This is a genomic window from Paenibacillus sp. 01T422 (assembly GCF_056398785.1).
Genome location: NZ_JBFTQB010000074.1, coordinates 1 through 14,584 on the forward strand (window position 1 = coordinate 1; position 14,584 = coordinate 14,584).

The window sequence follows — 14,584 nt, forward strand, 5'->3', positions numbered from 1 at the left end:
GCTTTGTTCGACTTTTGAACGGTCCCACGAATGACAAATGGATAAACCCATGGTTATCCTTTTTATCAGAAAAAGGTGTTGACTATCACTTGGCTGCAAAGGTAGAGAGCATCGATTGTGTCGATGGTGTCATTCGCAGCGCGAAGGTAACGGAGAACGGAGAAACTTTTGACGTCGAAGCGGATTACTACATTGCAGCGTTCCCAGTAGAGGTGATGGGGAAATTCATTACTGGTGCAATGCTGGAAGCAGACCCAACACTTAGCGGTGTTCAGAAGTTGGTTGATTCTGTAGCGTGGATGAACGGGATCCAGTATTATTTGAAAAAGGATGTTACAATTACTCATGGCCATGTTATTTATTTGGATGCGCCTTGGTCGCTCACATCCGTTTCACAGAAACAATTCTGGCCTGATGTTCACCTAAGCGAGTATGGCGATGGCACCGTTCAAGGCGTGCTGTCCGTAGATATTTCCGATTGGGATACGCCAGGGATTCTATACGGCAAGCCAGCTACACGCTGTACGGCTGAAGAGATCAAAGAGGAAGTCTGGGCACAGATGAAGAAAAGCTTGAATGTGGACGGAGCCGTCATTTTGGAAGACGAAGTCCTGCATTCCTGGTTCCTAGATACGGATATCCAATTTGATAATCCTGAGCATGCGTGCACAAATATGGAACCTTTGCTAATTAATCGTGTCGGGACCTGGGATTATCGTCCAGAAGCRTACACCGCTATTCCGAATTTGTTCTTAGCGGCTGATTACGTTCGTACGAATACGAACCTTGCGACGATGGAAGGCGCCAATGAAGCGGCGCGCCGTGCGGTTAATGCAATTCTTGAACGAGATGGTTCGAAGGAAAAGCCATGTAAAATATGGGAAATGTACACCTTTGAGCTGGGACATCTCRATATGTTGAAGCCGTATCATATACATGACAAGCACCGTTTTGAGAAAGGACTTCCTTGGGACGGCAAGATTTTGGGTTGGTAATACATAGCAGATAATACATAATTCCAGGCCAACGCGCTCCTTGATTGTTAAGGAGCGTTTGTCTGTGGAAGAACCTGGCAGCAAGTTTTACTAGGAGGATTTTATGTTAATTTTGCCGGAATATGAATTGATTAGACAGATTTATCAAGGCGACCGGACCGTGCTGTTCCGTGCCATCCATAAGCCGACTATGGAAAAAGTTATTATCAAAACGCTGCGGTCGGATTTTCCGGTTTCTGCGGATGTAGCACGACTGAAGCGAGAATATGAAATTGGCAAATTGCTGGACATTTCCGGTATCGTGAAACCGCTGGGGCTGCCTAAATATCAGAACAGCATCGCGCTTGTTTTGGAGGATTTCGACGGTGATACCTTGTCGGCTTACTTTCCTTTGTTTCGCCAGTCTCTTCAGGCGTTCTTAACGGCAGCGATTCAATTGGTCAAAATCGTTGGAAATATTCATCAGAGATACGTTATACATAAAGATATTAAGCCAAGCAACATCATTATTAATCCTGACAAACAGATTATGAAACTAGCGGATTTTAGCATCTCTTCCTTTACTAGAGAGCGACAAGAAATGTTAGATCCAAATCAGCTTGAGGGAACACTAAGTTATATGTCCCCGGAACAAACAGGCCGAATGAATCGGATTATCGATTATCGCTCGGACTATTATTCCCTAGGGGTTACTTTTTACGAGATGCTCACGGGCCGACTCCCTTTTCAAACGGAAGATCCTGTGGAGCTTATTCATTGCCATTTTGCAGTGACGCCAATTTCTCCGGGCAACATAAGGATGGACATCCCGAAGCCGTTAGCCGAAATTGTCATGAAACTATTGGCAAAAAATGCTGAAGACCGTTATCAAAGCGCTTACGGGATCATTCAGGATCTTGAACATTGCCTGATGATGGTCAATGCGCCAGACGATATCCAAGACTTCACCATTGGTCTCTACGATATGACGGATATGTTCCAAATTCCGCAGGGGTTATATGGGCGTTCGCAAGAAATTGAGAAGCTGCTGCACGTCTATTCACGCGCCATTCATGGTTCCGTGGAAGCTGTTTGGGTGACGGGGGAGTCCGGTTACGGCAAGTCGTTCCTTATCGCAGAGACGATGAAGATGGTTATGAAGGACAACAGTTGGTTCTTGGCGGGGCGTTTTGAGCCCGGCAAGCAACATGTCTCCTATCATGCGCTGTCGAGAGCGCTTCGACAATTAGCCCGTCAGCTTCTGACAGAGAAAGATCAACAAATTGAAGAGTACCGAGTGCAATTGCTCAAGGTACTGGGAACAAGCGGTAAAGTATTAACCGATCTCATTCCGGAGCTAGATCTGCTGATCGGCGAGCAGCCGAACGCCAAGCAGCTCCCACCGCAAGAAACGCAGAATCGGTTGCATTTCTTATTGCAGCAGTTTTTACTCATTTTTTGCTCGAAAGACAGACCAATGGTGCTGTTTCTTGATGATTTGCAGTGGGCGGACGCAGCCTCCCTGCAGTTCATTGATCTGCTTTTAAACGACTCACAGATGAGGCATTTCCTATTTATTGGTTCCTATCGAAGTGAACACGATACCAATTGGTTATCCTCCACACATGTTCAACTGCTCGACAAGTTGCCAGAGCGGCTTGTTTCCGAACGTATTGTACTTAAGGCGTTGGAAATCAGCGATGTCAAGCAATTGGTTGCTGAGTCGTTAAAGACGGAAAGCCAGCAAGTAGAGGAATTGGCACAGTTGGTCCTGCAAAAAACAGGGGGCAATCCTTTTTTCGTCAAGCAATTCCTAACGGCCTTATATGAGCAAAATTTGCTTGCCTACAGCTATGAAGCTAATCGATGGATCTGGGATATGAATGAAATCCAAAAGCTGCGAATTACAGACAATCTTATGTTCCTTTTGGCCGAAAAGCTGCTCCGAATGCCGTCCAGGACGCAATATTTATTGCGGCAGGCGGCTTGCCTGGGGGCAACCTTTGATTTGGAGGCACTTGGCATCATCGCGATGACATCATTTGAAGAAGTCTTGCAGGAACTGGAAGTTTCTATTCAGACAGGTTTGATCATCCCTGTGGGTACGGATTATAAATTTTATACGGATTCGCAAGGCAATTCTGCCGCTCAAGACATTCGCTTTATGTTCGTGCATGATTCCATTCAGGAAGCCGTATATGGTTCAATTGAACAAACGGATCTGCCTGAGACGCATTTGCATATTGCGCGCAAACTACTGGAGTATTTACCTGAAGCACAGATTGAGCAGCGCTTATTCGATATCATCAATCATATGAATTTAGGTTCCGACTTGCTAGAAGAGCGTCAAGAGCTTGTCAGTCTGCTTGAGTTTAACTTGCGCGCTGGCCGTAAAGCCAAATCTTCAAATGCTTATCGTTCTGCGTTGCAATATTACAACAAGGCTTTGGCCCTGCTGAATCAGGTGGAAAATAAGGAGATGGAGGATCTCAGCTTCTCGATTCGGCTTGAGAAGTCTGAGGTGCTTTATTTGAACGGGCAAGCGGACGAGGCGGAGACTTCTTATGAGCAGCTGCTCCTGGATGCCCGCACGAACGAGTTGAAATTGGAAGTATATAACTTACAAGTTATTTTGTACACCAACGTCGGCAAACAGCGCAAAAGTGTCGAGGTTGGCCTAAAAGCCTTGGCTGAACAAGGGATTCGCATTCCTAGTGAACCAACAAGCACGAACATTTTTCTAGCTTATATTAACCTCAAGGCGAAGATTGGGCGCAAAAATACACTGCAACTGTATGATTTGCCAATCATGGAAGATGAGTACCGCTTCAAATTGATGAGTTTGATGATGAGTGTGGCTGTTTCTGCTTATTTCGTAAATACGAATTTGTTCGTGCTTTTCATGTTCATCATGACCAAACATGCGTTGAAATATGGCAATACACCGGTAATGGCCTACGTGTACGGCTCCTATGGTTTAATCCTTGGTTCAGGCTTCGGGGATTATCAGCTTGGCTACCAGTATGGGCAGCTTGGCGAGAGATTGAATGCCCGCTTTCAATCCCATCAATACCGCAGTAAAAGTCACTTTTCTTTCGGGTTGTTTGTAACACCATGGGTCAAACCGCTGCAAGTTAGCTTGGAGCATCTGAATGAGTCATTCAAAAGTGGCATCGAAGACGGAGATCTGGTTTTCGCAGGTTATGCGCTAACCTATCAGGTGTTGGCAAAGGATTTTCAAGGTGTGGCACTCCCGGAAGTACAAGAGGAGCTGAACAAGAACTATCGCATCCTGGAACAGACCAATCATCACGACACGCTGCTTATGCTAGAGATGCTGCATATGGTGATTCAGAATCTGGAAGGAAAAGCCGGAAATCCCCTGATCGTTGGCACGGATGAAGAAGCGGAAGAGCGGTTTGTTCAAAAGCTGATCATTCACCCGAATCAAGTGATTTTACATGAGTACAAGGTTAAAAAAATGATGTTGTATTATTTGTTCGGTCAATATGATGCTGCTTTAAAGACCGGCAAAGAAGCAGAACCGATGCAGTCTGTCTCGTTCGGTTTGTTCCATATCCCTGAGAACTATTTCTACTATGCTTTGTCCATATCCGCTGTATATAAGGATGCAACTATATTTGAGCAGAAGCTGTATGCCAAGCAGATGAGTAAAATGCTGCGCAAAATGGATAAGTGGGCAACCCACTGTCCGGAAAACTTCTTGCATCTGAGCTCCTTGATGCGTGCCGAGTGGAGCCGTGCTATGGGGAATTTCCAGAAAGCTGAGCAGGACTACGAAATGTCCATCAGGCAGGCAAGGGAGCAGGGTTTCATCCAGCATGAAGCAATAGCCTGCGAACTGGCAGGGAGGATGTACAAAGATGCAGGACGCGAGAAGATCGCTAAAACGTACTTCATTGATGCTTATTACGGCTACTTAAGTTGGGGTGCCAAAGCGAAGGCCGACGAGCTGAAGCTGCGCTATCCGAACTATCTGACCTCACTTAAGGAGCAGCAGGACTGGAGCACAACGAATATTAGCGACTACTCGCTGCAGGCGCTGGATTTTATGACGATTATGAATACGTCGAGGTCCTTATCCAGTGAAGTGAATTTGGAGCAATTGATCAAACGATTAATGGAAATCGTTACGTATTCGTCAGGCGCAGAGCGAAGCATCCTTGTTCTTAAGGAGAAAGAGAGCCTGTATGTCGAGGCAGAAATGCTTGCAACGGAAGGAAAAGATTCCTGCACGGTGAGTTCGGTTGCGCTGGAAACACGGGAGGATCTTCCGGCCGCTGTTATTCATTTCGTTGCTCGGACCAAGGAAGGCGTCGTTCTGGATGATGCCGCAAATAAAGGCATCTTCACGCATGATCCTTATATTCGTGCGGCTGAAGGCAGATCGATTTTCTGCGAGCCGATTCTGCATCAGGGCAATCTCGTTGGTGTTTTTTATCTGGAAAATAATTTGATTCGCAATGCCTTTACGTCGGACCGTCTTGATATTATTAAGCTGCTGTCAGCACAGGCCGCGATTTCCATTGAAAATGCCAGACTTTATAACGACCTGGAGTCAAAAGTAAAAGAACGCACGAATGAATTGATTCTGATGGAGACTTCGCGGCGCGATTTGCTTTCCAATATCTCTCATGATCTAGGTACACCGCTGACTTCCATTCAGGGCTATGTAGAGGCGATACTGGACGGTGTGATTCAGGAGCCTGAAGAACAACGAAAATATCTCTCAGTTGTGCATATGCGAATTGTCGGTATCCAGCGATTGATTACCGATCTGTATCAGCTGAGCCGTTTGGAGACGAAACAGTTCCATTTCCAACTCGCGCCTACCTCATGCCAGACTATGGTACGCCAGCTGTTTGCCAAATATGAGTTAGATTGCGCCAATGCGGGTATCACCTACACGCTCGATATGGCAAATTCCGAAGAGGAAGAAATGCTGCTAACCGTAGATACGGATCGGATCGAGCAGGTGTACGCGAATATCATTTACAATGCCATTAAGTTTTCAGCCAAAGGCGGCTATATTCATGTGCATGTAGACATCAAAGGCGATCCGCGCCAGCTTGTGATCCGGGTTACCGACACAGGCGTGGGGATCAGCGAAGAAGATCTGCCGCATATTTTTGAAAGGTTCTATAAAGTTTCCAAATCACGCAGCACATCTGGTGGAAGCGGGCTTGGTCTTGCCATTGCCAAAGAGATTGTTCAATATCATGGGGGGCAGATCTGGGCTGAGAGCCGGCTAGGCAAAGGTTGCAGTATCTCATTCTCATTGCCTGTACATCGGATTTGAAAAGTAGGAGCTAAGAGGCTTGTCAGCGCTTAGCTCCTTTGCTTTTGACTATTTTGGTGCGCATCTGTACATGATGGCGGGTTTATTATGGGAAATCCTCCCGTTATATCAGGGGGAATTCTGGATGGATAAGGAAATATCTGGATTAAGTCCCGTTAATTAACTGTAACAACCTCGCTTCCTAGCACAATCATCCTTTTTAACAGTAGAAAATTCCATGTATTTATGTTTTAGCTGTGTTACAGCAATAAATAACGGCAGAGTATTTCCCTTTATTCTGAGAAGGCTGTCCCAGAAATTAACAAAAGAGGCACTCCCCCAGTCATTCTGATGACTTACGGGACTGCTACTTAGGGACGAATCGTCACACGCGTGTGAATAGGCACGAGTGCAGCCAACTCAAGCACATCCTCATTGTGCATTCGGATACAGCCGTGAGAGGTGCGTTTGCCAATGGAGGAGGGGTCATTCGTACCATGAATACCATAATGCGGTCTGCTCAGTCCCATCCAGAAGACGCCGAAAGGACCGCCGGGATCGGGCTGTTTATTAATTATCGTATACTCACCTACGGGTGTTCGGGTTACCATCTTGCCGACTCCCACTGGGAAGCCTCGCACAACGCGATTTACATCGAGTAAATACAGTTGGAAATCGGACAGGTCAATAATAATACGGTAATTAGGCATAGGATACTCACCTCGGTTTATCTTATGTGGGTGCATACGAAACGAACAGGGCGCGTAACCTTTTTCGAAATTAAAACGGACTTGTGGTATACTGCTTTAGTTAGATATCAGATATCAGTCATCCAAGGGAGCTACAATCATGCAATCTTTTTTACAATTCAATCCAACAAAATTATGGTTCGGCAAAGGGCAAATTGAGCAGCTAACCCAGGAACTTGGCAATCCTGGCAAGAAGGTGTTGCTCGTATTTGGCAGCGGAAGCATTAAGCGAAATGGCGTCTACGAGGCTGTTAAACAGCAGCTTGATCATATGCAAGCGGAAGTGTATGAAATGTCAGGCGTCGAGCCGAACCCGCGGCTTACGACAGTGAAGAAGGGGATCGAGTTGTGCCGGGAGCACGGTATTGAACTGATTCTAGCTGTAGGTGGAGGCAGTGTGATTGACTGTGCCAAAGCGATTTCAGTGGGTGTTTATTATGAGGGAGACGTTTGGGACATTATTACACGCAAAGCTGTCCCTACTAAAGCATTGCCGTTCGGAACGGTGCTAACGCTGGCGGCTACGGGTTCCGAGATGAACAACATTTCAGTCATTACTCACTGGGAGAAAAATGAAAAACGCGGCTGGAGCAGCCCACTGGCATATCCGGCATTCTCAATTTTGGACCCGGAGTTTACGTATTCGGTGCCTTCGGACCAAACGGTCTACGGCATTGTGGACATGATGTCTCACGTGCTTGAGCAGTACTTCCATCTCACAGAAAATACGCCAATGATGGATCGTTTCATGGAGTCGGTGCTCCTGACGGTCATAGAAGCTGCGCCTAAGCTGCTTGAGAACCTGCACAGTTACGAGCATAGAGCAACCATCATGTATGCGGGAACCACGGCTTTCAACGGGTTATTATCAAGTGGAACCGATGGTGGAGACTGGGCGTCTCACCAGATCGAGCATGGTCTGTCAGCAGTCTATGATATTCCGCATGGCGGAGGGCTTGCCATCATTTATCCGAGCTGGATGAGACACTGCGCAGAAGATGATCCATCACGGATGAAAAAGCTGGCAATGGCTGTTTTCGGCGTTGATCCCACAGGCAAAACCGATCACGAAATTGCTTATGAAGGCATTGAGGCGCTGCGTCAATTCTGGAATTCGCTAGGTGCGCCGAATTGTTTAGCGGACTATGATATTAGTGATGCGAGACTTGAGGAATTGATTCATAAGTCCTTCATGAAGGAGCAAGTGGGGAGTTACAAAATCATGACGCGTGACACGGTCAGAGAAATCCTGACGAATTCCCTATGATGAAATATTATTTATTTGTATTGGCTGGTGCTTGCAGCTTCGGATTGTTATCGACCTTTGTTAAAAAAGCGTATGAATCAGGCTTCCACGTGGGGGAAGTGGTTGGCAGCCAAAATTTGTTTGGTGTGCTGATGATTTGGATATTGGTTCTCGTTACAGCCAAATCCAATCGAGGCGGTTCAGCCGAGACCAAGAAGTATAAAGTGAAACCGCGGCAAGCCTTGTCGCTCATGGCCGTTGGAACAACTTCCGGTTTAACGGGTATTTTTTATTACGCAGCTTTGCAGTATATCTCGGCTTCCTTTGCCATTATTCTTCTGTTTCAATTCACATGGATCGGTATTTTACTTGAAGCTATAACGGAGCGGAAACGTCCGGGGAAAGATAAAATATTTGCGCTTATCATCTTGTTTATTGGAATTATTATGGCGAGCGGATATCTGAGTGGAGGCCATGAAGCGCCATCCTGGATTGGGATTGGTCTAGGGCTTCTCGCTGCATTGACTTATGCTTTATTCATTATGTTTAGCGGCAAAGTTTCTAGCGCAGTTGCACCAATCACACGCAGCGCTATCATGCAATCAGGATCGTTAATCCTGGTCATGCTGATTTATCCGCCGCATTTTCTGTTTAATGGCTCTTTACATGAAGAGCTTCTGCCTTGGGCGCTGCTGCTTGCTTTCTTCGGCGTCGTCATACCGCCGCTGTTCTTCGCTATTGGTGTCCCCAAGATTGGCGGTGGACTGGCCACGATTATGAGTGCGGCTGAATTGCCGACTGCGGTCATCATGTCGTTCGTTGTGCTTCATGAAACCGTCAATGGTATGCAGTGGACCGGTGTTATTATTACAATGCTTGGCATTGCTCTGCCAGAGCTGATGAAGTTTCGGAAGCGGCGGAGCCAAATGGGTGTGAATTAGGATCAGGTGAACTCTACATCGTGATGATGAGGGAGTTCACCTTTTTGTTTGGCAGAAAGTTCATTTGAAAAAGTATGAAAAGTTCATAGTTGTTCGAGATAATACAGTGGTAAAAAGAGGTAGATCTCTTATATTGTAGAGGTAAGGGAGGTGATTGAAAATTGAACTTGTAAGCGCTTAATCTGTTAAGTGATTAAAGCGGAAGCGATTGGGAGAAGGGCTAATCAACCAAAAATTATCGATGAGAGGACGGATTTATTTGATGAAAAAACCTGGTTTGAGGTTGTTCAGTTTCCTGCTTGCAGTGTTACTGAGTCTTCAAGTCTGCGGTGTATTCCTGTTCGCTAAGGAAGCATCCGCGGCAGCCGTCACGGTACAGAATGGGATTCAGTTCAAAGATACGAACGGCAATGTGATACACGCTCATGGTGGCGGGGTTATCAAGGTTGGCAGCTACTATTACTGGTTCGGAGAGAATCGGAATGCGGATGGGAGCTTTAAGGCGGTATCTTGCTACCGTTCCAGCGATCTCAAGACATGGGAATTCCGCAGTGATATTTTAACGAAAAATTCAGCGACTGAACTCAATGTGTCTATCATCGAAAGGCCGAAAGTCATTTACAATAGTTCAACTGGCAAATTCGTGTTGTGGATGCATTGGGAAAATGGCGTCGATTACGGGCAGGCTCGTACAGCTGTCGCTTCATCCAGTACCGTAGATGGCGCGTATACGTATCATGGCAGCTTCCGCCCGCTCGGGTATGATTCCCGCGATATGACGGTGTACAATGACAATGGCACAGCCTATTTAATTTCAGCGACAAGCGTGAATGCGGACATGAATATATACAAATTGACCCCCGATTTTCTTGGCGTGGAATCATTGGTCAAGACGTTATGGGCAGGTCAATATCGAGAAGCGCCAGCCATGTTTAAGCGCGGCAGTGTATACTTCTTGGTAACTTCAGGTGCAACAGGCTGGGATCCGAATCAAGGCAAGTATGCGACAGCAAGTTCTATCACGGGGACATGGAGTGGACTTAGTAATTTGGGGGACGGTACGACTTATGATTCCCAGAGCGCTTATGTTCTTCCGGTTGAAGGGTCCAGTTCAACATCTTACTTATACATGGGCGACCGGTGGGCTGGAGCTTGGAGCGGGAAAGTGATGGAGTCCCGGTATGTGTGGTTGCCGCTTGCGTTCCCATCGAGCACATCGCTGTCCATGGGCTGGGGAAGCAGCGTAACCATTGATGCCAGCGCAGGAACAATTGCAGTTTCCTCGCCAGTCATCGATACGAATGCGTATTATATACTTGAAAACCGCAATGGCGGCAAAGCGTTGAATGTGCTGAATCAAGGTACAGCGGATGGAGATAATCTGGAGCAGTACATCGATAGCGGCTGGAATAGTCAGCAGTGGAAATTTATTAGCGCGGGGAGCGGGTATTACAAAATCCAAAACCGCGGAAGCGGTAAACTTATCGGCGTAGAGAATGGTTCAACCGCAGACGGTGCTGTGATTGAGCAGTGGACAGATGGCGGCTGGACCAGCCAACATTGGCAAGTCGTTGATAGTGGCGCTGGTAATTATAAATTGAAAAATAGGGCTACTGGGAAAATAATTGATATCTCCGGCGGCTCCAAAGTCAATGGCGGAGCAGCCATTCAGTACACGGACAATGGCGGCAAAAACCAACAATGGCGGTTGTTGAAAGTTGAGTAGATGAAAGCGATTACCCCGTGTGTAGACGAATCTACAGCGGGGTGATTTTTTATTCACCTTAGAAGTCAGAAAAGCACTAGAGATCAGATACATTTTCGTGTAAAGTTAGATGCGAGCACCTTACATGATGTCATTGTATATGAATCTATCGAAAAGGCGAGGTTGATGAAGTTGGATTTGAAAACGGAACAATTGGAACTGCATATGATGGATATCTCGGGTTCAAAATTTAACAAAGTGAAAGCGGAGCATCTCGTTTTTGATAATGTGAATCTTGCCAACACACACTTTCATAATGTGAACATGAGTGAAATTGAACTTGATGATATTAATATGCAAAAATCAAAGATGACGAACATCAATCTTTCGCATACGCGTATTCAAAATGCCAACTTCACCAATGTTCAGATGGAAAATGTTCATTTAGTTGATACCTTATTCACGAAATGCAATTTGAAGAACACGAGGATAGAGAACTGTGATTTGACAGATGCTGAGCTTACAAATTGTGAACTCAGAGGCATGAAAATCAATGGCATCCTTGTTGAAGATTTACTCAAAAACTATTCAGCAAATTCATAAGTTATGAAAAGCAGGAGGCACGAATGCCATTCTTACAGCGAATTACCTTGGACTGGTCCGAGCTGTCCGAAGCGGATAAAGAAGAATTTCCTTTTAACATTAGGCCTATTCGAGAAATCAATGAGCTTAGGTTCCGCTCGAATGTCACCTTTTTTATCGGAAATAATGGTTCGGGGAAGTCTACGCTGCTGGAGGCGATCGGTGTCTCCTGCGGCTTTAGTGTGGTCGGAGGCAGAGATTTAACGATCAAGAAAGAAAAAGATGATGAATCGCTTGCGAATATCATGAGATTATCCTGGCTCCCCAAAGTTAGCCATGGACTTTTTTTCCGCGCGGAGACCTTTGATACGTTTGCGGGTTATATCGATGAGCTTGCGAAGGATCCCTATATTGGATTTCAAGCTTACGCGCCGTATGGGGGCAAATCCCTGAATGAGCAGTCGCATGGACAAGCATTTTTGACCTTTTTCCAAAACCGGTTGGGCCGCAAAGGCTTGTATTTACTGGATGAGCCGGAGTCGGCGCTTTCGCCACAGAATCAGTTGGCTTTCCTTAGCATGATTAGGGACTTAGAGAAATCAGGCAATGCGCAATTTATTATTGCGACGCATTCTCCGATCATCATGGCGTATCCAGGAGCGCAAATTTTGCAATTTACTGAAACCGCCATTGAGCCTATCTCGTATGAAGATACGGATCATTTCAATTTAACGAGAGATTTCTTGAATCATCGGGAGCGGTATTTTCGGGCGCTATTTGATGCGTCCATGCCCACACCATTGTCTTTGATCATGATGAGCATATCATTGGCGGATTTTACCGTAGACACTTCAAGCGAACCTGGTMCGCTTAACCGCTCCAACCCATGCACGATTGCATTTTCGATGAGGGGCTGGAGCGAGAAGTGAATGACCTGCAGTTCGGCACTCCCTTCCGCAAGTCTCTCGGAATACTGAATTTTATCACCGAAGCGGAGCTGCTGGATTTTCACATATAACCGAATATGCTCAAGCTCTTCACGCAGTGTTACGGTTTCTTTGCCTGTTTGGATCTGAATACGAAACAGACGTCCGATCATGCCGACCATCTCACTAATGTCCCGCTGTCCGTTAATGACGGCTTTCATTTGGATGGATTCGAGCACATTGGCGAGAAAATGGGGATTAATTTGGCTCTTCAGGGCACCGAATTGAGCTATTTTTTGCTGCACCATCGCCGCAGCCGAGCGCTCGATATAGCTTTGTAAATCTTCCACCATTTTGCGGATCCCCTGGTACAGCACTCCGAATTCATCCTGCCGATCGCTGCTTAAATCAACGTCGAATTTCCCTAGCCCGACCAATTTAACCTGTCTGCTGAGCAGAATGATTGGTTTGGTCACACGCGCGGACAGGATAAACATGAAGAGAAGCGCTGTAGCCAGGGAGAGAAAGGCTAAAGTCAGAACAATTTTAATCAAAATATCGGCTTGCTTGGTCATTTCTTTCTCGTCGATATATTGAATGACTTTCCAACCGGAATACGAAGAAGTAACAAAGTTAATATACGAATCAACACCGGAGAAGTTGGCATATAAGCTTCCCGCATCGTTACCCAGCACGGATTGAATGGCTTGCTCCTTGAGCGTTGCTGATAAATCGCTTATCGGCTGTAAGCGGTTGGAATTGTAAATGACGCCGCCTTTATCATCGATAATAATGAAATTCCGCTTCCGATTCTCCGACAGCTTCAGGATTTCTCTTAAGGAATCTAAACGAATGTCGATGAGCATAACACCGATGGGCTGTTTGCTGCCCACTTTGTTAATGACTCTGGCGATGGAAATAACGGATTCTTTGGCGTTCACCCGATGAAAGGGGAGATGTGCGCCGAAAAGCACGATTCCACCTGCCTTTTGCTGTGTTTGAATATACCAGTCTTCATGTGTAAAATCCTTCACATCGTAGTCGGAACGATTGAAATTCATCGAGTAAAACATCCTTGAACCTGCATAAATTTGAACGCTGTCGACATTCTTGATCGTCATCTCGATAGAACTGATAAAATGCTCGATAATGTTGCCGTATACAATCATTTGATCGTTCCCGCTGTCTTCGCCAGCGATTGTCCAATGCTCCAGCGCACCTTGCAGCTGTCCGTCCATTTGCGCGTTCAGCGTGCCTTTTTCAATACTTTGCAGGTACTGATCGATGTTAAAGGACAAATTCGTAAGGATTAAGTTGGAGCTGCTTTGGTATTCGTTTTTGACGGCCTGTATGGAAAATAAGTAGATGATAACGGAAATAATTAATAAAGGGATGGTAATAATCAGAATCATCAGCACAAAAATTTGATGGTTGACATGCTTCATTCGCATCTGTCGAATGAGTTGATTCCATTTCAACATTTAGGACCAACCCCATTTTTTTCGATATTCGGTGGGTGTCATTTGGGCGATGATTCCAAAGGTTTTGACGAAGTGCTTGTAGCTTTTATATCCGCACATCGTGCAGATGTCCGTTATTAACAAGTCGGGCTTTTTTAACAGCTCCTGGGCGTAGGTCATTCGGATTTCCGTGACAAACCGCATGTAGTTCTTATCCAATTTTCTTTTGAACAGGCGGCTTAAGTAGGAAGGATTGTAGAAAAAGCGGTCCGCGACCATTTGCAGAGTCACATCTTCAGCAATGTTCTGCCTAATGAAAGAGGCGATGTGTTCAAAAATGAGCACGTCCTGCTGCTGGTCCGAGAGCGAACCGTCCCGGGATAACGTTCCGAGCTGCGCCATCCAATCGCCAAGCCAGTCGAAGAGAGCCTCTAACGTAGAGAAATCATCCACGAAGGCGAGGCTTAACAGTTTGTCACTGTAGACGCTTTCAAATGGGATGCTGTTTGTATTGGCAAACTGAATGCAAACGCCGATTAGTTCCTGCAAAAAGGCAAGCCAACGTGCAGGCGCAATACGCGGCGTATGTGCCAGGTTATCCCTCTCAAATCGGTGCAAGAGTTTTTTGATTTCCCCAACATTGGCGCTCTCTAAGCTGGCATAGAGTTGTTTCTTATCTTGATCATTCAATCGGAATGAGGG

General features: G+C 46.0%; 9 protein-coding genes and 2 pseudogenes. 8 read left to right on the forward strand and 3 right to left on the reverse strand.

Translation table 11 applies throughout. The features are described from left to right. The 3 genes and pseudogenes from AC1DUA_RS06195 to AC1DUA_RS06205 form a co-directional block, all read left to right on the forward strand. Positions 1-995 (forward strand): FAD-dependent oxidoreductase (locus tag AC1DUA_RS06195; protein ID WP_477498892.1); only part of this gene is annotated, 995 nt, incomplete at its 5' end. Positions 996-1,098: 103 nt separating this feature from the next. Further along, a pseudogene (locus AC1DUA_RS06200) lies at positions 1,099-5,787 on the forward strand (AAA family ATPase); the annotation flags it as partial. Between the two features lie 3 nt (positions 5,788-5,790). Further along, positions 5,791-6,294: a sensor histidine kinase gene (locus tag AC1DUA_RS06205; protein ID WP_477498900.1), complete on the forward strand. Its 504-nt coding sequence runs from the start codon at positions 5,791-5,793 to the stop codon at positions 6,292-6,294. Positions 6,295-6,644: 350 nt separating this feature from the next. Here AC1DUA_RS06205 and AC1DUA_RS06210 read toward each other — a convergent pair whose 3' ends face one another. Beyond that, positions 6,645-6,983, reverse strand: coding sequence for a L,D-transpeptidase (locus AC1DUA_RS06210; protein WP_477498893.1), 339 nt, complete (start codon positions 6,981-6,983; stop codon positions 6,645-6,647). A 139-nt stretch (positions 6,984-7,122) separates the two neighbouring features. Here AC1DUA_RS06210 and AC1DUA_RS06215 point away from each other — a divergent pair, with 139 nt between their 5' ends. The 5 genes from AC1DUA_RS06215 to AC1DUA_RS06235 all read left to right on the forward strand — a co-directional run bounded on the left by AC1DUA_RS06215 (position 7,123) and on the right by AC1DUA_RS06235 (position 12,425). Further along, the gene (locus AC1DUA_RS06215; protein WP_477498894.1) at positions 7,123-8,289 is read left to right on the forward strand and encodes an iron-containing alcohol dehydrogenase; all 1,167 of its coding nucleotides are present in this window, start codon (positions 7,123-7,125) and stop codon (positions 8,287-8,289) included. Then, positions 8,286-9,209: an EamA family transporter gene (locus tag AC1DUA_RS06220; RefSeq protein WP_477498895.1), complete on the forward strand. Its 924-nt coding sequence runs from the start codon at positions 8,286-8,288 to the stop codon at positions 9,207-9,209. Before AC1DUA_RS06215 ends, AC1DUA_RS06220 begins: the two co-directional genes overlap by 4 nt. Before the next feature lie 262 nt (positions 9,210-9,471). Then, positions 9,472-10,935, forward strand: a complete 1,464-nt coding sequence (locus AC1DUA_RS06225) for an RICIN domain-containing protein (RefSeq protein ID WP_477498896.1) — start codon at positions 9,472-9,474, stop codon at positions 10,933-10,935. Between the two features lie 165 nt (positions 10,936-11,100). Next, positions 11,101-11,517, forward strand: coding sequence for a pentapeptide repeat-containing protein (locus AC1DUA_RS06230; RefSeq protein WP_477498897.1), 417 nt, complete (start codon positions 11,101-11,103; stop codon positions 11,515-11,517). A gap of 23 nt (positions 11,518-11,540) precedes the next feature. Next, positions 11,541-12,425 (forward strand): AAA family ATPase, encoded by an 885-nt coding sequence (locus AC1DUA_RS06235; protein ID WP_477498898.1) that lies wholly within the window; start codon positions 11,541-11,543, stop codon positions 12,423-12,425. A gap of 59 nt (positions 12,426-12,484) precedes the next feature. Here AC1DUA_RS06235 and AC1DUA_RS06240 read toward each other — a convergent pair. Both AC1DUA_RS06240 and AC1DUA_RS06245 read right to left on the reverse strand, forming a co-directional pair. Continuing rightward, positions 12,485-13,903: pseudogene (locus AC1DUA_RS06240) on the reverse strand (cache domain-containing sensor histidine kinase); the annotation flags it as partial. Further along, on the reverse strand, positions 13,904-14,584 hold a 681-nt coding region (locus AC1DUA_RS06245), incomplete at its 5' end, for a helix-turn-helix transcriptional regulator (RefSeq protein WP_477498899.1). It abuts the pseudogene before it with no gap.

Coding starts and splice junctions, on each gene's coding strand:
- AC1DUA_RS06210 (WP_477498893.1), bottom strand. CDS start 6,983: ATGCCTAATTACCGTATTATTATTGACCTGTCCGATTTCCAACTGTAT.
- AC1DUA_RS06225 (WP_477498896.1), top strand. CDS start 9,472: ATGAAAAAACCTGGTTTGAGGTTGTTCAGTTTCCTGCTTGCAGTGTTA.
- AC1DUA_RS06230 (WP_477498897.1), top strand. CDS start 11,101: ATGAAGTTGGATTTGAAAACGGAACAATTGGAACTGCATATGATGGAT.
- AC1DUA_RS06215 (WP_477498894.1), top strand. CDS start 7,123: ATGCAATCTTTTTTACAATTCAATCCAACAAAATTATGGTTCGGCAAA.
- AC1DUA_RS06220 (WP_477498895.1), top strand. CDS start 8,286: ATGATGAAATATTATTTATTTGTATTGGCTGGTGCTTGCAGCTTCGGA.